General features: G+C 45.1%; 18 protein-coding genes and 1 pseudogene. 6 read left to right on the top strand and 13 right to left on the bottom strand.

The annotated features are described in order from the left end of the window. Window positions 1–164: 164 nt before the first annotated feature. From FAZ19_RS23845 to FAZ19_RS07350, 3 genes are all read right to left on the bottom strand, one after another. Window positions 165–527, bottom strand: coding sequence for a hypothetical protein (locus FAZ19_RS23845; RefSeq protein ID WP_169305598.1), 363 nt, complete (start codon window positions 525–527; stop codon window positions 165–167). A gap of 279 nt (window positions 528–806) precedes the next feature. After that, window positions 807–1,211 carry a DUF5675 family protein gene (locus tag FAZ19_RS07355; protein WP_136820075.1) on the bottom strand — a complete coding sequence of 135 codons (405 nt, stop codon included), beginning with the start codon at window positions 1,209–1,211 and terminating at the stop codon, window positions 807–809. A gap of 215 nt (window positions 1,212–1,426) precedes the next feature. Beyond that, window positions 1,427–2,188 (bottom strand): hypothetical protein, encoded by a 762-nt coding sequence (locus tag FAZ19_RS07350; protein WP_136820074.1) that lies wholly within the window; start codon window positions 2,186–2,188, stop codon window positions 1,427–1,429. Between the two features lie 371 nt (window positions 2,189–2,559). Here FAZ19_RS07350 and FAZ19_RS07345 point away from each other — a divergent pair, with 371 nt between their 5' ends. Continuing rightward, window positions 2,560–2,757, top strand: coding sequence for a hypothetical protein (locus FAZ19_RS07345; protein WP_136820073.1), 198 nt, complete (start codon window positions 2,560–2,562; stop codon window positions 2,755–2,757). A 28-nt stretch (window positions 2,758–2,785) separates the two neighbouring features. Here FAZ19_RS07345 and FAZ19_RS07340 read toward each other — a convergent pair whose 3' ends face one another. Further along, window positions 2,786–3,436 carry a hypothetical protein gene (locus tag FAZ19_RS07340; protein WP_136820072.1) on the bottom strand — a complete coding sequence of 217 codons (651 nt, stop codon included), beginning with the start codon at window positions 3,434–3,436 and terminating at the stop codon, window positions 2,786–2,788. Between the two features lie 448 nt (window positions 3,437–3,884). Here FAZ19_RS07340 and FAZ19_RS07335 point away from each other — a divergent pair, with 448 nt between their 5' ends. From FAZ19_RS07335 to FAZ19_RS07325, 3 genes are all read left to right on the top strand, one after another. Further along, window positions 3,885–4,259, top strand: a complete 375-nt coding sequence (locus FAZ19_RS07335; RefSeq protein ID WP_136820071.1) for a hypothetical protein — start codon at window positions 3,885–3,887, stop codon at window positions 4,257–4,259. 2 nt (window positions 4,260–4,261) lie between these two features. Continuing rightward, window positions 4,262–4,801: a cyclic nucleotide-binding domain-containing protein gene (locus FAZ19_RS07330; RefSeq protein ID WP_136820070.1), complete on the top strand. Its 540-nt coding sequence runs from the start codon at window positions 4,262–4,264 to the stop codon at window positions 4,799–4,801. A gap of 475 nt (window positions 4,802–5,276) precedes the next feature. Then, the gene (locus FAZ19_RS07325; protein ID WP_136820069.1) at window positions 5,277–5,501 is read left to right on the top strand and encodes a hypothetical protein; all 225 of its coding nucleotides are present in this window, start codon (window positions 5,277–5,279) and stop codon (window positions 5,499–5,501) included. 63 nt (window positions 5,502–5,564) lie between these two features. On the opposite strand, the gene FAZ19_RS07320 is transcribed toward FAZ19_RS07325, so the two are convergent. The 3 genes from FAZ19_RS07320 to FAZ19_RS07310 are packed head-to-tail and all read right to left on the bottom strand — an operon-like array spanning window position 5,565 to window position 11,828. Then, complete coding sequence (locus FAZ19_RS07320) at window positions 5,565–6,800, bottom strand: TlpA family protein disulfide reductase (protein ID WP_136820068.1); 1,236 nt, start codon at window positions 6,798–6,800, stop codon at window positions 5,565–5,567. Beyond that, window positions 6,800–8,158, bottom strand: a complete 1,359-nt coding sequence (locus FAZ19_RS07315; RefSeq protein ID WP_169305597.1) for a RagB/SusD family nutrient uptake outer membrane protein — start codon at window positions 8,156–8,158, stop codon at window positions 6,800–6,802. Before FAZ19_RS07315 ends, FAZ19_RS07320 begins: the two co-directional genes overlap by 1 nt. Window positions 8,159–8,168: 10 nt before the next feature. Next, on the bottom strand, window positions 8,169–11,828 hold the full coding sequence (locus FAZ19_RS07310) for a SusC/RagA family TonB-linked outer membrane protein (RefSeq protein WP_136820066.1): 3,660 nt from the start codon (window positions 11,826–11,828) through the stop codon (window positions 8,169–8,171). A gap of 961 nt (window positions 11,829–12,789) precedes the next feature. Between FAZ19_RS07310 and FAZ19_RS07305 the strand changes: the two genes are divergently transcribed. Next, on the top strand, window positions 12,790–13,242 hold the full coding sequence (locus FAZ19_RS07305; protein WP_136820065.1) for a hypothetical protein: 453 nt from the start codon (window positions 12,790–12,792) through the stop codon (window positions 13,240–13,242). Between the two features lie 493 nt (window positions 13,243–13,735). Here the strand turns inward: FAZ19_RS07305 and FAZ19_RS07300 are convergent, their stop codons facing one another. The 3 genes and pseudogenes from FAZ19_RS07300 to FAZ19_RS07290 all read right to left on the bottom strand — a co-directional run bounded on the left by FAZ19_RS07300 (window position 13,736) and on the right by FAZ19_RS07290 (window position 15,755). After that, entirely contained in the window at window positions 13,736–14,530 is a 795-nt protein-coding gene (locus FAZ19_RS07300; protein ID WP_136820064.1) for a pentapeptide repeat-containing protein, read from the bottom strand. Window positions 14,531–14,568: 38 nt separating this feature from the next. Beyond that, a pseudogene (locus tag FAZ19_RS07295) lies at window positions 14,569–15,408 on the bottom strand (RHS repeat-associated core domain-containing protein); the annotation flags it as partial. Between the two features lie 74 nt (window positions 15,409–15,482). Further along, the gene (locus FAZ19_RS07290; RefSeq protein ID WP_136820062.1) at window positions 15,483–15,755 is read right to left on the bottom strand and encodes a hypothetical protein; all 273 of its coding nucleotides are present in this window, start codon (window positions 15,753–15,755) and stop codon (window positions 15,483–15,485) included. Window positions 15,756–15,934: 179 nt separating this feature from the next. Between FAZ19_RS07290 and FAZ19_RS23840 the strand changes: the two genes are divergently transcribed. After that, the gene (locus tag FAZ19_RS23840) at window positions 15,935–16,072 is read left to right on the top strand and encodes a hypothetical protein (RefSeq protein WP_169305596.1); all 138 of its coding nucleotides are present in this window, start codon (window positions 15,935–15,937) and stop codon (window positions 16,070–16,072) included. A gap of 361 nt (window positions 16,073–16,433) precedes the next feature. On the opposite strand, the gene FAZ19_RS07285 is transcribed toward FAZ19_RS23840, so the two are convergent. From FAZ19_RS07285 to FAZ19_RS07275, 3 genes are read right to left on the bottom strand one after another with little or no spacing between them, the layout of a single operon-like run. Beyond that, entirely contained in the window at window positions 16,434–16,895 is a 462-nt protein-coding gene (locus tag FAZ19_RS07285; protein WP_136820061.1) for a hypothetical protein, read from the bottom strand. Continuing rightward, window positions 16,888–17,214 carry a DUF6572 domain-containing protein gene (locus FAZ19_RS07280; RefSeq protein WP_136820060.1) on the bottom strand — a complete coding sequence of 109 codons (327 nt, stop codon included), beginning with the start codon at window positions 17,212–17,214 and terminating at the stop codon, window positions 16,888–16,890. The genes FAZ19_RS07285 and FAZ19_RS07280 overlap by 8 nt, the downstream gene beginning before the upstream one ends. Window positions 17,215–17,225: 11 nt before the next feature. Then, window positions 17,226–21,800, bottom strand: coding sequence for a DUF6443 domain-containing protein (locus FAZ19_RS07275; RefSeq protein WP_136820059.1), 4,575 nt, complete (start codon window positions 21,798–21,800; stop codon window positions 17,226–17,228). Window positions 21,801–21,826: the final 26 nt, after the last annotated feature.

The following is a 21,826-nucleotide window of genomic DNA, read 5'->3' as shown; positions in this document are numbered from 1 at the left end:
TGTTTTAATACCGCCGCCGTCGTCGCTTGCCTTCCAACAGCCGGCTCACTAAGTAACTGACCGCAGCACCGATCGCGGCCATCAGCGCGGTATGAAGCATGTTAGACCAGTCAAAGCTATTCCAGATGGAGCACAACGTACCACCAAGTGTACCTGCCTGCACATTACTCAGTGGTCTCATCGCCCACCTCCTTTCTTTCTCCATTACCCTCCGCTTGTTCGTCGCCATCAATACAACCGATGATGACCTTGCTTTCTTCACCATCCTTCTGATCCCGGATTCCTGCTTCCTGGTCCCCGATTCCCGACTCCTGCTCCCCGGTTCGCATTTCCTGACCCCGGATTTCTGCTTCCTGATTCCCGATTTCCGATCCCGACTCCTGCTTCCCGCTATCCATTACCGATTCGATAACCCCCAGCCCAACGGCGACATATTTTAAAATATTCAATGCCTTTCCCGGCAATTTGATTGGAGCCAGCAGTACCACCTGTACCGCCCGGCTGATTTTGTTTATAATGCTACGCATAGTATTAAGTATTTAGATGTTAGATATGAGACATTAGATGTTAGATTTGAGATTTGAGATGTATGACCGTTACAACGTCATCGCGAACCTGAGGCACGAGGGTGACGCGATCTTATTTTGCAAAAGACAAAAGATTGCCGCGTCGCTACGCTCCTCGCAAAGACGAGAATAACAGTTCTAATCACCAGCTCCCAATCACTAGTCACCAGTAACCAATCACTAATCACCAGTAACCAATCACTAATCACCCCCTAATTCTCAATTCGTAATTCTCAATTCTTACCCCCTAATCACTAAAAACACTTCTGCTTCCATATCCCACAGGCTGTACACCAGTGCTTTCAGCTTTTCCACAGCCTTACGGCTGTCGTCGCCGGTTCCTTCCCCAGTGAGCGTCGTAACCGGAGCAATACAACCACGCAAATCACGCTCGGCATTATTAGCCGCATGGATCAAAATCGCTTCGCGCCCCAGTACGTTGGGGATACCAATCTGTTCACCGTTCTTCGGGTACGTTCTTTTCTCCAGCTTGTACCGCCCCTCCGGGATACAGCTCAACCGTCGTAGGTTGTTCCGATCCGGTAGTTCAATGGTATGGCATATGTGTTCCCCCTTAAAGGTGATGGTTCCGTTTGTGCCCTTCTCTCCGTATTTCCGTCGGAGATAGAGTGTTGCTGTATTCATTTAGTATTGAGTATTTTATTAGTATTAAGTATTAAGACCTAAACCGTCATTGCGAACCGAAGCTTGGGGATATGAGGTGGAGTGAAGCAATCCATAAAAAGATTGCTTCGTCGTTCCTCCTCGCAAAGACGAGAAGAAACATCTCCTAACCTCTAACTCCCAATCACCAGTCACCAATCACCAGTCACCAATCACCAATCACCAGTCACCAATCACTACGGTACATCCACCTGCACAACCGTTAATGCATTATACATACCGTTCGACAGCGGATAGTATCCTCCATTTACATGCTGTAAATAGCTGATCCCCATCAAGAGGATAACAGCACTACCCGCTTGCGGCAACAGCTGTACGCTGAGTGCTTCGGCCGCAGAAACATCGCTTTTTCCGATATCGAGATACGAAGATCGCGCTACGGATACTTCGTCGGCTTCGGGATTCTGCGCATCAAATTCGGCCGCAACAAGCTGGATTTGCACATGGGTAGCTCCTTCCAAGGCTTTGATGACTTTTTTGGCTGTCATCTCGGGGAGTTCAAAAGCTCCCTCACCGCTTGCACGGTCGTAGGATGGCCGTGCCTTCATGAAAAACACCTCGCTGAGCTGTGCTCTCAGGTTGCACTCTACCCCTACCAGCTGTGGTAGGTTAGCAGTCAGCACTTGTCTTTCTCCACGTGCATTTACATCATCCGCTTTTAAAATACGGTGCATGCGCCCGGTAAGCCGATTACTAAACTGCGGGTCGGCACCCTGTACCAACAATTCGCGCAACTGATTACGAAGCTGTTTAGAAACGTTCGCCGAACGTCCGAACTCCTGTCCGTTTTCTTTGGTACGTTGGAAACGCGGATCATTGTTGATCTGTTCTTTGGTAGGGCCGGTCTTCATACGAGCCTGATAACCGCGTTTGTCTTTGTAGAAGGAAAGATCCCCGATCTTACCGTTCAATTTGATTAAACTTTCTTGTCTTGCCATGATATTATATCTTGAATGACATCACAAAGATGTAGCATCAAAAAATGGGTTCTGTTCCAGATGTCCCCTTTTGGGCATAGATGGGGCGACGTGTACCAATATGGGGTCAAATGGGGTCAAATGTCCTGCGGATTACTCAAAAATGCTTTGTAACTTTAGGTTAATAAAAGACGTATAACTTTTTATAAACAGATAGCGATTATACGCCTTATACATGTGCAGTAATTGTTAAGTACTCGTCAAGTACTGATATAGTACTAAACGAGTACACGGCAAAACGTACTTTAAACACGCAATATCGCTATTGGATCTATATGGAACACAACGGAAAATACAATATAAATATTAACCTTTAGTAAAAACAGATCATTATGAATGAACGTGTTTGCATTTATGCAAAAGACATCAGTGTCCTCTTAGGGAAGAGCTACAAACAGTCCGTACGGATTCTTCGTACCATGAAAGACGCCTATGGAAAAGATGCCCAACAATACCTCACTCTTGAAGAGTTCTCGGAGTATACGGGTATTGATATGGAGATCATCCGCCGTAAGTGCCTAAGAAGATAGCCCACGACCCTGAAGTCGACAATTAAACTTAGGTTATTTTTCCTTTTTCTACATTTTCATACGTACTATACCAGTAGTCAAACGCCTTTGCGTAGGTTTTATTAACTTTTGTCATGCCTGAAAAAGGAGCTTTAAAGTAAACGATACGGTTACGGAATCCGTCCTTTTCTACCCGATCTATGGTACTGTGCCGCATGATGAAAGATGAGGTGCAGAAAAAGCGGGGATCGTTTACCAGCACATCCTTTATACTCTTCATCGCCCGAAAATTAAAATTATAATCATCTGCATTGCGATCAAAGCCTTTCACGCGCTTTCTTACTATATCAAATATATAGAAGTCGGCCAGCGTCATTTCGTAGACGATCCTGTTGCGGGTTACTTTCAACAGCGTATCGGATGTCAACGTACTGGAATCACTGGCATGATCCTCTACCGGCTCGGAAAGAACGGTGACATGATTATCTGGCATCTGTGCTTTTCGTATGCGGTAAGCTCTGATGACAACGACCACTGCCTCAAATGTGTACAACGAAATTTCTACCCCCAATATAATGAAAAGCCCTGCTGTCACAACAGGTAGAACACCACTCCAATATGCCTTGAGGGAGAATGCCTGATCGTGTCCGTTGAAATATAGCCATCCAAATATGTTGGCAGCACATAAGGGTAAGATCATTCCCTTTAAAATGAATTGTGCTATAGCAGATACACTCGATCTAAACTGAGAAAGCCGAGGTTTCTTATAGCGAAGCAACCAGCCTGTCAGCCAAAACAAAAAAAGAAGCCCAACACGTTGTATGCAAATTGCAATACAAATCCTTCGACATAAAATATTTCAAAAAAACCTTCCGGTTCTCCATAAGAGAGTACAAAGTGACCCGACAACAATGCCAAGCCAGTGCGAAAAGAAAAAGCGACGATTTTTCGTCGTTTATAGAGGTTCTGCATAGATAAAAAGTATTTGTGTAGCGCATAGAAGTCTACCTGGAGCTGTCCAAAATATCGCCTTAACGTCCAAAATGTCGCCTTAAGCACCGCGAACATACAAATTAAAAAGATATTTTCTCTAGTTTCGGGATTCTTTATAAATTATTTTATCACTTACTACAACAACAAATTACATTATGAGTAAGACTCTCTATTCGTTTGACACGCTAGGCGTGTCCGCGAAAATGAATGACCTGTACGCAGGCACAGAAGCAGAAATCGAGGCCGAGGCGGTATCTGTATCCAGTGATTTCTTTGCCTGGTTAATTTTCAATTTCTACTTAACCAAGGAACAGATTGCCTACATGGAATCCTTGGGGACGGCATTTGCCGAATCGAATGGCAACGATCTCGCTTTTGCTTTCCGTAACCGACTGGACGTAAGACTGACCAAGGGAGAGATCAGTATGCGTACCGAGAAGTTCATCCGAAAAGAACAAAATGTGACATCCGTGTCGCTACCGGGGCAAGAAAGCGACGTAGCAGGCAGCATTGATTACTACATTAGCTAAGTATGGTCGATAGTACAGATGCAAAAAATTATTTGGTTCAGCGCATTAAGTCGTATGTCGACGTATCCGAGTCGTTGAAAGGACAAATCCTCGAACGAACAACTGTAAGAAAGATAGCGAACGACAGAAATCTATCGCTTTATGAAGATGATCATTTTTTCGTTGCCGAGGGGATTTTAAAAAAAGAAAATCAGGACAATCAGGATATTGCCCACTTCATTGTGGAGGGGCAGTTTGGGATATTCCCGTCTGAGTGTTCCAGGTACAGTTTTATCGGAATGGAAAATTGCAAGATCGTAGTCATGCGCCAAGAAAATCTGGATTACCTGCTGGCACAGAACCAAAGTTTATTACCTGCATACCGGCGATTTCTTTTTGAATGGGCTATGCAACGCATATGGCGTACCGAGCTTCTATTGCTGCCTGCAGCCGAAGCAAAGGCGGTTCTTCTGAAAAGGCTCGGAAAATTTGCCAACAGAATATCAAATAAGGATCTGGCCGCCTATCTCTCGGTGAATACCAGCTATTACAGTACGATATGATAAGTAGATGTAGAAATCCAAAGAAAAGAATACGAAAATACAAAGCCAAGTTGTTGGATTTCCAAACCTCACGAGACCATATCGTCCGTAGATTAGCAAGTAGAAAAAGGATGAAATAACCAAAGTAAAAACATGAACGCACGAAGCAACATTTTAAGGTTTCTACCACAGCAGCTGCCAACATCAGATGATAGCTCCACTATTGGCCAATTGCCGATGGGCTACTTCTCTATGAGAGACAGGCGAGCGCTCGGGGATAGCAGTTTTGATAAGGTTGCATTTTGCAAAGGCCCTGCGCTATGGCGTTGGCGTAAGTTTGCGCTCTTCCCCCGTGGGGCGGGGTCAGAAAATATTCAAGACCGCTTGCTGTAAAAGGCAATGCCCCCGGAAGCCGGAGGCACAGCGGCCAACATGCTTGTAACATGTTGTAACCTTATAAATCTAAGTAAAGATAGTTAAAAAATCGGAGGTCATTATGGCTTGGTTTTCATTGAATCCAAGCGGCAATCCTACGCAACCAAATAACTATACATTACAGTCGAGTCAACCCTCATGTAGTGGTGAAGATCAGATCTGTGCTTTACAGGCAAATAACAATGGCAGTGGCCAACCTGTAATAACAGATGCATTAAAGAATGAAATGATCGTCGCTCTACACTCGAGAACTCCATCTGCGAATGTTAGTTTGAAGGATGCATAGGTTTCCGTAACAGCATAAGTCTTTTAGGGCAAGGGGTTAGGTAATTCTAACCCCTTTTGTCATTTACAAGATCTCTTCGAAAACAAGTACTTCGATCTCCTCTTCCTGCAGCTGAGCCCTAAGTCCGTATCTCTTAAGATATCGATCCAGTTCAGCGATGCTTTCGAATTCGGGAATAACCATTGTTTCTTTTGTCTTTACGTTATCCACAACAGGTGGGTATTTATCCGAATAATCGATTAAAAAAGCCAATACCCCGGTACCTTCCATTTTCTGCCCCTCTCCTTCGGCTCCTTGTTTTTTAAATTTCCCGCTGATCACCACGCATGGCATTTTTCGCGTGCTCCAGTAAACGTTTAGACCTAAAAATCCATTCAGGTCATTCAATACCGCTCGTGCCTGATCCTCCTCCCTACGGTGATTCCTATCATAACGCGCATAGCAGATCGCATTTTCCGCTAACCAGCGCTGACTATTTCCCGCTGTCCCAAAATTCTTGTACCGTATTGAATCCTCGACCAGCCACACGTAACGTTCGTTCTTCATTAAAAAATCAGGCTTTTTGATTTTACTCCAGATGGCTGTGTATGCCCCCGAGATGGGCATATTCACAAAAGTGGTTCTAAACAGATCTGTAATCGTATCCTGCAAATAACTATATCCTGCACTGGGTGTGGCGTCCCTAAAACCTTCGAGAACAACAGACCCCTGCAACTTGGATGTAGGTGTTTCCACCTGAGAATCCAGATTGACAAAATCATTTTTTACGGGGAGTTTTATTTTGCGATCACGTGCTAATTTAGATAGGGCTGTATGATCTACAAAATCGGAATGGGTCACCGCCTGCAGTTTATTCTGATACAACCATGCCACATGCGGAATCCCCTGGTGCGGGAAATATTTTCGCAGCAGCGTATCCCCATAAATGATGGGTAACTGGATACCATTTTCGGTTACCGTGGGATTAGTGTTCCAAAATCGCTGCAGAACGGCGCTATCCTGCCAGGATACCAGTACGATCTGTAAGCTATCGCCAAACTCTCCCTGTAGCTTTTGCAACTTGGGAAGGGAAGCAATACAGTTAACACAATAGGTATCAAAGAAATCGAGCAGAATGATCTTGTCCAATGACGCGTTCACAGATACCGGCACGCCACCCGTATGCAATGCAGTAAAGGGATGCATTGGCGGAATCGGCTCACCGATAGCAACCCGTTGGCTTAGATCTATTTGTTTTTGTGCCGTTGCCCACATGGCAGAGCAGACAAAAATCAGGGGTATTAAAAATATGTTCTTCATTATCTATTATTTTGAGGCATCCCGGTTTGTTCAATGACCTGTACCGGAATTTTCGCTGTATATTTTAAAGAATTGGGCGATAGCTCATATCGGGTTCCATTTATGATCCTGACCAGTCCCTTTGCAAAAGCTGGCTCCTGATTAAGACGGCGAAGGTCGGCCCAGCGAAGTCCGCGAAAGATCAGCTCCTTACGTCGTTCGGCTATAATATGCTCGAGCAGAGCATCCGGGGCGGTAATTTGCAGCTCCGTAAAGCCTTCCGCTTGTAAGCGGTTTCTACGTAACGTGTTCAGATCCGACAGCGCAGAACCATCTCGCCCCGTCCTTACCGCCGATTCGGCTCTTATCAGCAACATTTCACCGGTTGTTAGTCCCACAAAAATCCCCGCGGCGGTGTTGTCGTACGACCCTTTGAAAAAGTACGTATCTGGATCGAAGTCATGCTCCTGAAAGTACACCACCTTCCTGAGGTCTTCCACTTCATATGCATCATACAAGTTGCTATCAACACGTGCAAATGATTGACCCAACGGCCCTGCCAACATACTTGTAGCCGGGAACAGCACCTCGGTATTAAAACGGGGAACAGGTGCTGCGGAATTCCAATCCAACGTATTAAAATCCAAAAGAACGGGATGGAGCGTAAGCGCGGAATCGGCATACAGATAAGCCATATCATACTGCGCCATGTCAAGATACACACGAGCGAGGGCGGCATATGCCGCGGCTCGCGATGGCCGGCCGTCTACCCTCTCATTCAGCGGCAGTGATGATGCCGCCAGCTTATAATCTGCAAGGATCTGATCGTACGTTTCTATTAGAGAAGATCGAACGGAAGCATAGTCGATATCGGGACTTAGGCGCAGCGGAATACCTAGTTCCCTATCGGCGCTTGCCGCATTATACGGACGAGCAAATATTCGAGCCAACTGATGAAATGCAAAAGCCCTGAAGAAATAAGCGCCACCCTTCACCCTATCAAAAAGTGCCGGATCAGCCGGGCGATCGACCTGATCAACCACCTCCAGAACCTGATTAGAGATATAGACTGTTTTGTACGGATTCGCCCACTGAAATACCGATATATTTTCTTCATCGCTCCATACATAAGCGTTGCGTTCGTCAATATCCGAAAGCGAGAGCCAGTCCGAGGTGTTCAGGTAGTAATCATCACTTCCAATCTCGACCAGCGTCGGATAAGAAGCATTCATGGTGCTGTAATCATTCAACAGCAGATCGGCATGTTCCAGCGTATACGGAATTGCCATTTTCTGATCCGGCTTCACATCCAAAAATCCAGAGCAGGACATACATACTGCAAGGCCCAAGATACCCGATAAGAGTTTAATATTAATCATATTCAACATATTAGAGATTTATATTCATTCCAATAGAAACAGCAAATGGATCTGGAGCAGTGCCGCCAAACTCGGGGTCGATGCCGAGCTTACTGGCACGCCATACGGTTCCAAGATTCTGCAGGTAGGCATATACCTTTGCATTTTTAATCCCTCTCTTGCCCAGTGCGCCCAGATTATAGCTTAGCTGCACATCGCGGAGTTTGATCTGGCTTGCCGGTTCGACAAGCGCCGAAGAATAATAATACAACTGGCTGGCGTAGTAGTCGTTCGGATACCTAAAAACCGGCACATCGGTACTGTTCTCGTCTCCCGGATTCTGCCAACGTCTGGCATAGTCTGCGTGACCAATGCCTGAGTCGATGAAAAACTGGTTGTTAAACGATTCCCGTAGAAACTTGTGCCCAAGTTGAAACGCAATATTGAACGAACACTCCAATGACCGATACGAGAAGCTGTTACGGAACGACCCGAAATAAACGGGCATCAGTGTGCCGTGGTTTTCAAGTTCGCTGACCCGAGAGTCATTTACGATCGCGGCGTAATCCGTGGACACCTCCCCTTGATAGTATCCGCGCGGCATACCTGTTTCTGCATCCAGCCCCGCCCATGGGAAGGCCAATAGGCTATAGAGATCCATCCCTTCGATCGGTGTAAGTGCCAGGGTATTATACGGACCGGCTACAAAGTTGAGCCCACGGTCATCGCTCACATAAGACTTCAGTACCTTGGTGCGGTTGTAGGCGAATACCAGATTCGATATCCATCTAAAGTCCTTCGTGCGCCAATTTACCGTTTGCAGCGACACATCAACGCCCCTACCATCAAGGTCTGCGCTATTGATGTTGAGTGACGAAAAACCTGTTGTGGGATCGATCTGCGTACTGGCAATAAGATCTTTTGGCTTTTTGACATAGTACTCGATTGCCCCCGAAAAACGTTGGTTTACCGTAGCAAAATCCAATCCCAGATTAAACATGCCTACACGTTCCCATCGTAGACTGGGGTTTGGAGGAGATTGCATCGTCGCATAGGGGTTTCCGGTAGTGTAATGCGGTGATGATGATACATTGATGATCGGATACGCCGCTGTGCTGTTATTCACGTTGCCATTGTAACCGTATGTCGCGCGAAGCTTCAACAGCGAGAAATATCTCTGCTCCGCAAAACCCTCGTTCGAGAGTATCCATGCGGCACCTACCGACCAGAACGGTTGTCCTCTATCATTGGAACGGACACCGAAAAGATTGGAAGCATCCTTTCTAAAACTTCCGCTTGCCACATACCGATTAGTATAAGTATAGGATGCATTCGCAAAATATGAGGTATATCTATTGGTATATTTCTCGGCCTGTGCATAATCTATCAATGTCGCCGTGCCGGCAATGCCGTTCAGGGCAGGCACACGCGCACCATACTGGACAGGCTTGAATGTCATGGCCTCTGGATCATAACCAAAATAGACCGATGAATTCATTTCACTCTGTATGTGCCTGATTTCTGCTCCGGCAATCGCGCTCCATTCATGCAAGTCATTCCATTTCTTATGAAAATCCAATTGTGTCCTCCCTTGTTGTGTGTTGTTATACCGGTGGAGCACTTCCCGGTAGTCGCCTACGGGAATATTCCAGATCACCTCGTTGGCATTCCATGAAGCATGGTAATTGATCCGTTCCCGCTGTACAAAGGCGCCCATGCCCTGCCAATTTTCGGTAGGCTGCGTAGCACGCTGATAGGCATACATGGCCGATACTTTTAATGATGACCATATCTGGTAGGCCACCTGGGTATTCATAAATGTTTCTCTTACGGTAGTGAGCGCATGTGTCTGGTCCAGCTCGGCCAGCGGTCTGTACTGCCAATCGAGCAAACGACCGCCAGCAACCGTATCCCGAAACGTAGGGTTACGCGCCACGGCATCCACCACCAACGGATTGCCATAGTCATCTGCCATCTGCAGATACGGGAAATTACGTGTCATCATATTGTAGCCCATATAAATGTGGCTATCGTTCCGCCGGGATTCGGTATAGCTAATCCCGACATCTATAGTCAGGTTCTCTACCGGCCGGAGCTGCGTATTATTACGCAGGGTCATCCTGCTGTAGGAAGAGGTGACCAGATCCTCCCTGTTATTGTCGTAGCCCAATGCGAAAGACGTATTCACCTTTTCGCCCCCACCCCTCAGCTGCGCACTGTACTGTTGGTTTACCGCAGGCCGATAGATATATGCGAGATAATCCTCCCGTGCATCCACCCCCCGTAATCGATCCAGCTCCAAGTTGACCTCATCTTCCGTCAATGTCCCTTGTCGCTGCTGCTTCAAAAGCTGGATCACGGGTGTTAGTCCTACGCTATAGCGGTTCATACGGCTGTTCCAATATCCTTTACTAAAAAGTTCGCGCTCTAGATCGATATAGTCGCTGCTGGCCATCTGTGGATAATAGTATAGATCGGGCTTCTGTGCGATCGTGACATTGCTGTTCACGGATAGCTGAAAAGGTTGGTTGTACTTCCCCCGTTTTGTGGTTACGATAATCACGCCGTTGCCGGACTGTGCGCCCCAGATGGAGGAAGCTGCGGCATCTTTTAACACAGTTACATTTTCAATGTCGTTCGGATTGATGTTGTTAAAATAACCATTAAGCTGATCAAAGTTGTTCGGATACGGCACGCCATCTACTACCACCAATGGCCATCTTTCCGAGTTGATAGTACTTACTCCCCTAACATTTATATTCAATAGTTTACCACGATTGGAGGCAAAGGATTTATTGCTTGATATACTTGGAACCACATCCTCTAATCGACTTACGAAATCCGTCGATACCTTACGATTGAACAAGGCCGAATCTACAAATTCGAACGATCCCGTGGCTCTTTCTTTAGGGATACGTTGATATCCCGTACTCACCACCTCTACTTGTTCGATCTGGTTCTCCGAGGGTTGCAGCGTGATGTCTACGGATGTTGTCGTTTCATCGTAAGCGACAGTCTGTGCCGCATATCCAATGTGGTGAATCTTTAGTGTTCCTTTGGGTTGGGGTGCCGCGATACTAAACCTCCCCTCTTTATCCGTTAATGTGTATTTATTACCTACCTGTACGGATACCCCTTCGATAGTCTGCCCGTCGGCAGCCGAGCGTACTTCTCCTCCGAGCGTACGCCCCGACTGCGCCTGGGCATCACTAAACAACACACATATGAAAAACAGGCAACAAACTTGCAGAATACCGCTTAAAAAATTTTTATTTGTTACATTAATTTTTCCGGTTCGCGGATTTTGTGTAGGCATTTCACGGTTTTGAAAACTTCGTTTAAACACATTAAACACAGTTTCACGAACAGTTCGCAGAAATAAGTAGTTATTTCGCGGAATTTTTGGGCAATTATCTTGGTAATCTAATCGAACATGATCCGGTAGTTTCCAAAAACTATTTTCTTCGTCATCATCAGGATTACAGCGACGTGATGATCTGCTATTAGATAGCGCATCCCTACCGTTATCATCGTCATTACGAGGAACGGAGTGACGCGGTAATCTTTCAGACGGCATTTCAGCAACGTCATCGCGATGAGCGAAGCGAAGTGGCGATCTTTTTGTTGTATTTAGGGCACTGTCTATCGTTGGCAATAGCGCATAGCTTTCCCCTTTGCGTAATTTTCGCATTCTTTAATGGTTAGTGTAAAGACCAAAATCTTTACAGATAAATAAATCAGTTGATTCATTCGGAACGCGCTTTTCACGGCTTCATATCAGGTTAATCGGTATTGATTCACGCATTTTCCAGAATAAAAAATAAAAAAACCGACCTTACTTGTATCGAAAAACTATACATATTGTTCAGGAATAATTTGTTCGGATTAAATAAAAGCTTACCTTTAGTTTGCTAAAACAAGGTCAAGACCGATTTTTAACACCGTGAACAAGCACATGCTTTAATCTGCGTTGAAGGTCGGCACAGACATCAAAGGAATGATAGTACTTAGAAAGTATCCGTCATTGCGAGGAGCATAGCGACGTGGCAATCTTCACTTTCGTGAAGCACAAAGGTAATTGTCTATTGCAACGTGGCATTCCCCCTCTCCTCTTTTGTCTGTATACTTAACATCTTATTCAGGTGCACAGTATACGTTCTTATAAAGGTGTTTAATGGAGAACCACGACCGAGAATCCTGGATTCTGGTGGTGTCGTTTGGGATGTTAGTTTGTTTCGTTCTTCTCATAATTTTTATAGTTTATGAAGAACGATGTTCTGCTCGTGAAACTTGGAGGAACGTCTATTGACAAAATAATAGAGCAAACTTCACTGCTTCCGACCGATGGTACCGCCAGGAACCTCTTCTATTCCTACACGAGGATTAGAATTTTCCACCGAAAGACTGACGTGAAGCCCGCCCTATTGAATAATACAAAGTTATAAATATTCAATAGAATGGCGAACCCACGGTCTACTCGCTGGATAAACTGGCGGTTTTTCGGACGAGAGAGACATCGTTTATGACACACTTTATAAGTATGTCAATTAAGTCGTCATCTTATTTAACTACACAAATATACAGATAGTTAAGTTAAAAATGAAACTATAATATACTTTTTATTACAAAATACTTTAATTCAACTATTTAAAATGAAATTTGAGAGATTTATTAAACAAATTGATGTAAATTATAAAGAAAAAATTTCGGCAGCTAATTTACCGAAGAAAGTTCTAGATAAGCTTGATTTAACACTTAGTAAGGATATAACGACCGTTCGAGGTTTGGATTTTTATCATATAGTGGCTTCGGTATCGCAAGATTTCGAAAATCATACAGTTAATGCATTTGAAGAATATGTCAAAAAAAAGAAAGCCAAAGATGATGCAGAGGCTACCGACATTGACAATAAATACAAAGCCTTCATAAAGCAATTCATAGTTTTACAGCAAGATGTAGCCAAAGGTGCAAAAATACAAGATATACGATTGAGCAGAATTCTAAATCGTGAAATCCCAGATTTCTTGGCATGGGAGGTATACGCAATAGCGGTTTCAAGAGAAGTATCGATAAAAAGCGCTTTCGAGGAGTTGTATAAAGATTAATCTAGTGTCACAGATTATGACATCACGACTTAAATTATAACAACAATAAAATATTTTATCAGATATGGCGATTATCCCACCGCTTAGCATCGAAAAGTGGTGAGAAAAGCTAAAAAGTCCGCCACCGACCATCTACTTATCGCTTCTGAGCTAGAATGCGCAATATCTAACATCACTATTCACTCGCTGGTATATGCAAATCGCTGGCGCGTGGAATCTGTCCCGTGCCTAAATGATATAGAGATCGTCTTGGATTTGATGCGTCCCACTATCCCGCACCGAGAAAAGTTTGATCTACCGAAATGGGCACACAAAAAGCGTTGCCATTCGGAACGCTTGCCATATCTATTATCTATTTAAGCACTAAGCTTTATACTAAATCACTAATTTCTTTGAGGGAGAGACATGTTCCCTTGGTTATATCCGCTACTAGAAATACCTATTTTTGACCTCTAATGCTATTGATCGCTTCACTTCCGGCGTACGACTATAGTTATTTGTAGCTTCGGGTATCGTTTAAATTTCCCTTCAAAAGTTCAACAATTATTTTATCTCTTTCTTGGTTTAAAGAGGGATAAAATATATTAAGATCAATCAAAACAATGGGCATACCACGACTATCAGGTCTGAACAGAACCTTATCAACTAATTCTTTACAAAAATCAATTGAGTTTGCATCTGAAAAAATTTCCGTACACTTCAAAAGAAAAGATTCGAAAAAATGTTTGGGTTTACTTATTACTAATAAATTGTCTTGTTCAGGAAAAATTGTTTGAGATAGATCTAAACCTCTTGAAAATATAACATCATTTAAAAGCGCTTTTTCGAGGTTAATGACAGGTTTTTTCAAAGGCTTCGGCTTGTTTTTTAACAACCAATTTCTATAATAGAGGTTCTCTGCATACGAAATCCCGTAAAACCAAGAAGAGGTAATCTCGCCTTCAAAGACAATGTCTATAAGATTAGCTCCGTCAAATGTCGTTTCTTTATAATTGTTATTTAAAAAAACTACTTTCTCAATCTCTACATTTCCTACAGTTACTTTTGAAAAATTATTTGACTCAAATATGGAATCAAACCAATTACCAGAATTTAGAAATACTGATGAGTGAAAATTACAGTTTGTAATTTTACATTTAATAAAACGACAATTTAAAAATTTAGAATTTGCAAAACTCCCTCCTTCTAAAGTACAGTTCGTAAAAGAGCAATTTTTCAAAACTTTAGATCCAAAATCAAAGTTTTTTAATTGTTGGTGCTCAAAAATACTTTTAATTATATCACTCATTTCATAAATTTATAGATCTGAAAAATCTTTAATGTGGTTTATCTATACAACAGGGGAACACCTTCACCACTATACTTTAAGGTGTGGTTTAACCAGCTACCTGAAGTAGTAACATCCCACCAATATCTTTCAAGTAACCCACTTCCTAAAACGTCTGCACCTCGATTTGACAACCCCATCTTTACCACACCGAGTCTTTCTCCTGTCCGGAAAATTAAATTCTTAGAAGCATAAAATCTAAAAGCGCGATCGATTCCCTTTCCTTGCATTAATGCTTTAATACCGGGAGAAATACTGTTTAACAGAACATAAGACTCCCGACCGACATATTGAGGATTAGCAAGAGCTTTCTTCATGGAATTTTTCATTGCTAAGGTTAATATACCTTTCAATCCTAGCTGTAAGGATATTTTACCTAGCATATATATCTCACCACTTCCACTAGCTAAAGATGCAAAATTCATCAGGTCAACCGCCGGATCTCTCGCCGCGTTAATCTGTTGCCGATATTTAATTACATCATAGGGTCCACTTTTGAAGTACGGATGGTCTGCCCCGTAATCTCGAATAGAAGCCATAGCATTATCTATAAGACTATTGCTTCTGTTATTATTGGAGCCGTGAGAAATAGAGACCTCATCCAAGGCAACAACATCATCTGTTGTATTAAAGTTTTGCCACTGATCAGGAGTAAATTGATTATTGTTGTTCAAAGTATCTAAACCGAACAAATCAATATACGTTAATGGATTATTCAATACGTATGCATATCCACCATAATCGTAATGCATTTCCGCCATTGGATCCACCACATTCCACCGTCCTATCTCCGCATCATAGAACCTAGCTCCGTAATCGTAATGGCTTCCGCAACTTTTCCGCTGTTTCCCGAACTTGCTGGCACCTCAAAAGCGGCTGTCTCAAAGAACTTTCCTGACCCAAAGATAGCAGTTTAAGTGGCTTTTGCAAACGGCATTTTATGGTTTGGTTGATCGTCTGTTACAGCAAAGGTAGCCTCCGAAGGTTTCGGCCGGTAAAGGGCTTTCGCGGCATAAATGCTCACTGCGCTCCGCTTTATGCCACGTTCCCTTGACAGGCCGTCCTTCTGCTGCTCCTGGTGGCCTAACAGATGATCTCCCCGAACCCCTGACGACATAGGTCGCCTACAGGTCGGCCTTCCGGTGATGGAATGGGCTTCGGTAATTGCGGTGGATCTGTGCGGCATATTCCTTCGCCTGAAGGGTCCCAAGGGGTTTGGGGAATGGAAGATTCCCCAATATACCAATGCCATGCTGCCGCAGGCCTGCGCCTTTGACTGACCGGAGGGAGATGCGCACGTGCGTTGGAGAGGGGCTATTTAATATAATGGCATTATAGCTGCCTTCAGGCCTATAATGTCCCGTTATGTTATTTAGCTTCGGGCAACAGGGCGGTGGAACCCGGGATTTGAGATGGCTCTTTGATGCCGCCAAAGGCTGGCAGCAATGTGCCGACGGGGCGGGATGTGAAGGGTTGGCCGAGGGGTGGGATTATTTTATTTAAGGATCAGTTATTTAAGGGGATGGTGTTTGTTCAAAGCTTCATGAAGGTCTTCGAGGTTGGTGGTCAGGTAACCACAGCGAGACAAAAGCGCATATGTTCGCTACCCTCGATGCATTTATCAAGGTTGCCAAGCTGAAGAGTATTGCGGTATTGTAAAATAACAAGAGGCTGTATCATAAGTGGTTTTTGGTATCAAGGTGCCAAATTAAATTTTGAAGGTACTCTCCAGTTTAATAAAAAACGACAATTTTCTAATCGAGAATTGTCGTTTTTTATTACTTTTTTATTTTTTAGAGAAGCGCCTCGAAATTAAATTCTGTTTGTGAATTTGATTTTGACTTATGATACATCCTCTCTTACTTTATAAAAATTCTAGAGTGTTTATTATCTTTTCAAAGTCGGGGTACTTTTCTTCAGTGTTCCGGTTACCTATGGCGCTGTATGTAATGCTATATAAATTTCTCCCGTTGGTAGTACTGTAAACACACGTCCCCTTCCCATTTCGTATGAGCTTAAATTCCTGTGCCTTAAAATGGTTGAACTGCTTTACTACTGAACTCGGTATTGTGCATCCGCATTTTGATAATATCGCCTGTTTGTATTCTGCTCCGTATACGTTGGGAACATTCTGACCGCTTGGCATTGTCACTTTGGTAATGCTGATTATATACTGCTCCTTTCCCTCTTCATCTTTTATAGTAAAGGTCTCTACATAGCCTTGTGCCTTCTCCTGTCTCTGGCTATCGTAGTTCTTACCCAAATCAATCTTGTAATCCGGCGTTTGGTAAATCGTGAACAATAAAATTAATAACAGGTTAGGCATTGTCTAAATGGTAATAATCTAATTCATAACCTGACTGTGCTAAAATCTCTTCTACTTTTTCCAAAAAGTCAATAGCTGTATCATTGGGTGAAAACTTAAACGCTATACCAATTTGAAATCCCTTACCCTTTGCATCGGGATAACTTTCATATATTTCCCCACTTTCAATTACTTCTAAGTAGGCGTTAATCTTATCTTGCAATAAAACTAAATGTTCATTTTCGTCATCCCATTCTAAATGGTCTGATATCGTTAGCACAACCACATTTTTTTGGTTAATGCTTATTGTATCAATTACTTTGCTATTCTCGACTGACATTCTATAAAATTTTACTGATTTATCTCCTTCTTTGGTCTAACAATATCAACTTTTGTAGGCGGTATTTTTGTGCCTCCTTCAAAACCGGGTTTACCTTTACCTACAACCGTACCACCTTTTTCTTCAATAGAGGGGAATGCTGATTTTTGATTTTTAGTTAAAGGTGCTGTTTGTGAAGATTTTGCTTCCGTTAATTTTACTTTTCCACTTGGATCCTTACTTGCAACATCAACCCTGGTTTTTACTCCATTTTCAGCCTTTATTGTTACCTGCTCAGCTACATTTTTATGACCTGTCTTTTTAAGATTATCTGTAACAACACCTTCAAATTGCTTTCCTTGTTTGGCATTCTCAACAACTTTTGAAGTTGTTTTCACGGCATCTACTGCATTATCTGCTTTATTAATCGCTTTAACACCCGCTCTAACTGCTGCCCCCGCCCCGACAGACATTGGCACAAGAATAGAAGCACCATCAGCACCAAGAGCCGCCCAATTTGCGCCGCTGGTAGAACCTGTGGTAACTTTTTCGTGTACTAAAACTCCAACATCATACAATACAAAGCCAACATCTACAACAGCATCCAACCAAGGACAGAAAGGACATTGACCGTCTGGGTCGTCATACACAATGGGGTTGTTCCAAAATGCACTGTATGGCGACTTATCAACTTGGTTTGGGTGCTCCGCCATCGGATCCACCACATTCCATCGTCCTATTTCCGCATCGTAGAACCTAGCTCCATAATCGTACTGTCCCCCAAGCTCGCCCTGGATTTCCTTGCCATTGTAAAGATACTTATTATTCCCCGCAGCCACAACACGCTGCTTGCCGAATGGATAGTAATCATCTTTCTGCAGTACCTCCACCGCATTATTGTTCGCCGGGTTACGGTACACCGTAGACCTCACATTGCCCAGATGATCCGTCAGGTTGTAACGGTACGTATATGTATTGGTGGACGTATTGCGGTACGCCACGCCTTCGCCCATATGGATCAGTTCGATGTTGTTCCCGTTATACTCTATACCTCCGACGTAATCCCTGTTTCCACCCTGGTTGGAGTATTTGCGCAGCTTGGCGCCCATCGCATCGTAAAGGTAACCGACCCGCACCGAAGCATTGTAAACCGAATCCGGCAGGCTCAGGTGGTTGTAACGAACCGTCATACCTGTACGGTCCCTTGTGGCATTGCCGTTGGCATCGTAGAGATAGCTGTTCGCATTGCCCGAAAGGCTGGCCAGCCTGTTGCTTTTATTGCTGTTATTGTACGTATAGGTCGTCGATGTGGTCGCTGTCGTATTTCCAGTATTACGTGCAAGGGTCCTGATATTGCCCATATCATCGTAGGTCAGTGCTTCGATCATGACTGTTGTTCCCGTGCTCGTTCCATTGGTCAGCCGGTTGAGCCTGTCGTATGCATAGCTGAACGTACTGTTCGTAGCAGCACCATGCCCCCAGAGCTGCTGGGCGATATTGCCGTTATACTGGGCGTTGCCAAGGGTAGTCCCCGCACTGTTGACATTGTAGTTCAGCTGATAGGTGAACTGCGGGGAGCTTGCACCTGTCGCCCAGCCTCGTTCGTTGTAGGCATAGTCCACTGCGGTATGGTAGTTGGCTCCGGCCTTATCTCCGCCAACCGATTTCTTCTTCAATTGCCCGATCTCGTTGTATTCGTTCTTGGCAAGGGTTACTTCTTTCAGTGGGTCATTGATATAATGTTTGCTCGCCGTTAATCTGCCCACATGGTCGTAACTGTTCGTGGTGACTACCGTGGTGGTAACACCTTTTGCCATGTGCACACGCGTACTTTTGGTCAGTTCGCCAACAAAGGAATATTCGTTGGTGACACGGTCGGTACCATTTAAATGGTTCTGCGATACCGATTGGATAAGTTGGGCCCTGTCATCGTAGTAGTTCACCGTAAGCAGCGGAGCCGTTCCGTCGTCCTTGCTTACTTTCATACCCGTAAGCAGTGTCTTTATTTTCAGACTTTTTGTTATCCCCTGCTCGGGAAGTGTGGCGGCATTTGCAAAGGTATAATCATCGTAATAGCTGACCGTAAGTTCCTGCAGACGCGCAAGGGTGTCCGGGAAGCTTTTCAACGTATAGTTCGCCGTGCCGATACGGTCTTCCCACTGCGGCACCTTCAGATCGGCCCATGCCTGTACCTGTTTGCGCGTAGCCGGGTTCACGTTGGTGTAGATCCCCGTAGAGGCAATACGGCCGAAAGCATCGTACTTCGTATAGCTCCATTTCTTGGCCGCACGCTGCACCGAATCCTGTGTCAGGATGGGCTGGTCGTTCCTGTTGTAGACAATATATTCCCAATATTTCCCGGGCACCTTCTTCTCGACGAGCCTCCGCCTGCCGTCGTATCTGTAGGCATACACCTGCTCATTGAAATCGGTGCTGTTATCGGTTACAGTAAAGGTCGTATAGCCCGGCGGGATTACATAGCGCAGGTCGCCGAAGTCATCATACACATAGTAGGTGTTAAGCGCCTCGGTATTGCTCTTCCATACCCGTTTCAGTACCACACGGTCTTCAAAGTCCTTATATTCCTCCACTGTGCCGCCCTTTCCATTGGCCGTTACCCAGTTCTCGTCTTTTGTAACGGTCCTGTACAGTTTACCTGCTGCGTAATAGGGTGTCCCGCTGGCCCCCAGGTTATTGGCATTGATGGTCCACAGGCGGACATCGCCCGCTACATTCGTACCGTACTCCATGGCAACCGTATGGCCCGTAGACGATGCCGTGGTGACGGTGCCTCGGTCTGCTGCCGGCTGCCACGCCTGCCCAGGGGCTCCCTGTTCCAGTACGCGGTTCAGCGGGCTGTTCTCGAATACCGTCTGGGAATACGGCTGTGCCGTTTTCTTTACATGGCTGTCCCAGCTACCGGTAGTGGCGTAGTAGGCCGTCTGGTGGGTTTTGGCAGCCGCCTTGTAACTGATGTCGTTGTTACCGGTATGTAGCGAGCTAGCTGCATACGGAAGGTATTTTTTACTTTCGCGGCCGAAACCGTCGTACTCGATATGCTGGATAATATCTTTCTTTGCCGGACTGGCCTGCCACTGTAGAGACTGCATGGGCCTGCCCAGTCCGTCAAAATACTGGATGCTCCGGCTCACCGAGTCAACGGGTTTGCCGGACATTGCCTCGACACTCTTATAAGCGCGTCTAGGTACGGTCTCCAAGATATAGTTCTGGTCGCTGCTGCCGAAATTGGTACCTCCCGAAGAACCGCCCACTGAAAAAGTGAGGATCGAAGTGGCAGTCCCGCTGGAATTTCGCGCAGTCACCGTGTAGCTCTGGCTGGCCGTAGCAGCAGATAGCTTGCCGCTGATCTTTCCTGTGGAACGGTCAAATGTTAGACCGCTAGGAAGTGCCGGACTAATGCTATAGGCTGCCTGTATATTCACTTTTTTGATACGGTTGGACGTATTCTCTGTAATATGGTATTTACCGTCGGGTGTCCGCGAGATACCGAAAGGGTTGGTAAACTGACCGCCTGTCGAAATTGTCGTAACATAGCCCGAAGGGGAGATATAACGCAGAGAATTGTTCATCATGTCAACCAGATAAATACTGCCATTATCGACAACCAGATTGTTCGCATTGTTGATGCGAGCCGTACTGCCCTGTCCGTCTACATTCCCTGCCGTACCGTTCCCCGCTATTGTCGTCACCTGGCCCGAACTTATCCGGCGGACGGCATGGTTGGTACGGTCGGCAACATAAAGGTCTCCATTGCTATCGAAGGAAAGTCCCATCGGATAGTTGAATCGTGCCGTTAAAAGAGCTCCGTTCTGAAGCCCAGCCGTACCGCTCCCCGCATATGTGCTTACCACACCTGCCGGTGTGATTTTGCGGATACGGTGGTTGTAGGCATCTGCGACATATAGGTTCCCTGCCCCGTCGAAGGCAAGCCCCATCGGGTACTGGAACGAGGCCGCCGTACCCGTACCGTTGGCAGAGCCGATACTCCCACTCCCTGCAAATACAGTTACCACACCCGAAGGCGTTATCTTACGGATACGGTGGTTCTGCTGGTCGGAAACAAAGATATTGCCAGAGGCATCTACCGCAACGAAGCTAGGATGGCGGAAACGCGCTGCCGTACCCGTACCGTTCACATAGCCATATGAAGTACTGTTGCCCCCTGCGAATACGGTCTGCACCCCTGCAGATGTGCGCTTAAAAATGGAATGGTAACCCGTATTGGCAATATACAGCGAGCCATCAGCGCCGCTCACCGTATTCAGCGGATTATAATAGCCGGATGCCAGGGTCTGCTCAACCGTGACCGAGAATGTTGCCGCATCACCGCTGTTCGTCGGTGACCAGTCGACCTGCTCGTTCACCCCAAAGGTACGTGCCGCTCCGTAGCTGATGACCGGTGGACCAGCGGATAGCGGCTGCACCATACCACCCTCCGGCAAGACCTGCACGGTATTCATCATGGAAGCCGAGGTGCCAGACTGCAAATGTGCGTTCAGGGTATCGGTCTGCGCTCCGGCGCTTAAGAACTGCACTGCAAACAGCAGAGACAGGTAACTATATAGTTTAATGGATGGTAGCTTCATATCCTGATCAATAAGGGATCGTGTTT

The organism is Sphingobacterium alkalisoli (assembly GCF_005049105.1).
GTDB lineage: Bacteria > Bacteroidota > Bacteroidia > Sphingobacteriales > Sphingobacteriaceae > Sphingobacterium > Sphingobacterium alkalisoli.
This window is presented reverse-complemented; position numbering and strand designations above follow the sequence as displayed.

Coding starts and splice junctions, on each gene's coding strand:
- FAZ19_RS23845 (WP_169305598.1), bottom strand. CDS start 527: ATGCGTAGCATTATAAACAAAATCAGCCGGGCGGTACAGGTGGTACTG.
- FAZ19_RS07355 (WP_136820075.1), bottom strand. CDS start 1,211: ATGAATACAGCAACACTCTATCTCCGACGGAAATACGGAGAGAAGGGC.
- FAZ19_RS07350 (WP_136820074.1), bottom strand. CDS start 2,188: ATGGCAAGACAAGAAAGTTTAATCAAATTGAACGGTAAGATCGGGGAT.
- FAZ19_RS07345 (WP_136820073.1), top strand. CDS start 2,560: ATGAATGAACGTGTTTGCATTTATGCAAAAGACATCAGTGTCCTCTTA.
- FAZ19_RS07340 (WP_136820072.1), bottom strand. CDS start 3,436: ATGATCTTACCCTTATGTGCTGCCAACATATTTGGATGGCTATATTTC.
- FAZ19_RS07335 (WP_136820071.1), top strand. CDS start 3,885: ATGAGTAAGACTCTCTATTCGTTTGACACGCTAGGCGTGTCCGCGAAA.
- FAZ19_RS07330 (WP_136820070.1), top strand. CDS start 4,262: ATGGTCGATAGTACAGATGCAAAAAATTATTTGGTTCAGCGCATTAAG.
- FAZ19_RS07325 (WP_136820069.1), top strand. CDS start 5,277: ATGGCTTGGTTTTCATTGAATCCAAGCGGCAATCCTACGCAACCAAAT.
- FAZ19_RS07320 (WP_136820068.1), bottom strand. CDS start 6,800: ATGAAGAACATATTTTTAATACCCCTGATTTTTGTCTGCTCTGCCATG.
- FAZ19_RS07315 (WP_169305597.1), bottom strand. CDS start 8,158: ATGATTAATATTAAACTCTTATCGGGTATCTTGGGCCTTGCAGTATGT.
- FAZ19_RS07310 (WP_136820066.1), bottom strand. CDS start 11,828: ATGCGAAAATTACGCAAAGGGGAAAGCTATGCGCTATTGCCAACGATA.
- FAZ19_RS07305 (WP_136820065.1), top strand. CDS start 12,790: ATGAAATTTGAGAGATTTATTAAACAAATTGATGTAAATTATAAAGAA.
- FAZ19_RS07300 (WP_136820064.1), bottom strand. CDS start 14,530: ATGAGTGATATAATTAAAAGTATTTTTGAGCACCAACAATTAAAAAAC.
- FAZ19_RS07290 (WP_136820062.1), bottom strand. CDS start 15,755: ATGCCGCACAGATCCACCGCAATTACCGAAGCCCATTCCATCACCGGA.
- FAZ19_RS23840 (WP_169305596.1), top strand. CDS start 15,935: ATGTTATTTAGCTTCGGGCAACAGGGCGGTGGAACCCGGGATTTGAGA.
- FAZ19_RS07285 (WP_136820061.1), bottom strand. CDS start 16,895: ATGCCTAACCTGTTATTAATTTTATTGTTCACGATTTACCAAACGCCG.
- FAZ19_RS07280 (WP_136820060.1), bottom strand. CDS start 17,214: ATGTCAGTCGAGAATAGCAAAGTAATTGATACAATAAGCATTAACCAA.
- FAZ19_RS07275 (WP_136820059.1), bottom strand. CDS start 21,800: ATGAAGCTACCATCCATTAAACTATATAGTTACCTGTCTCTGCTGTTT.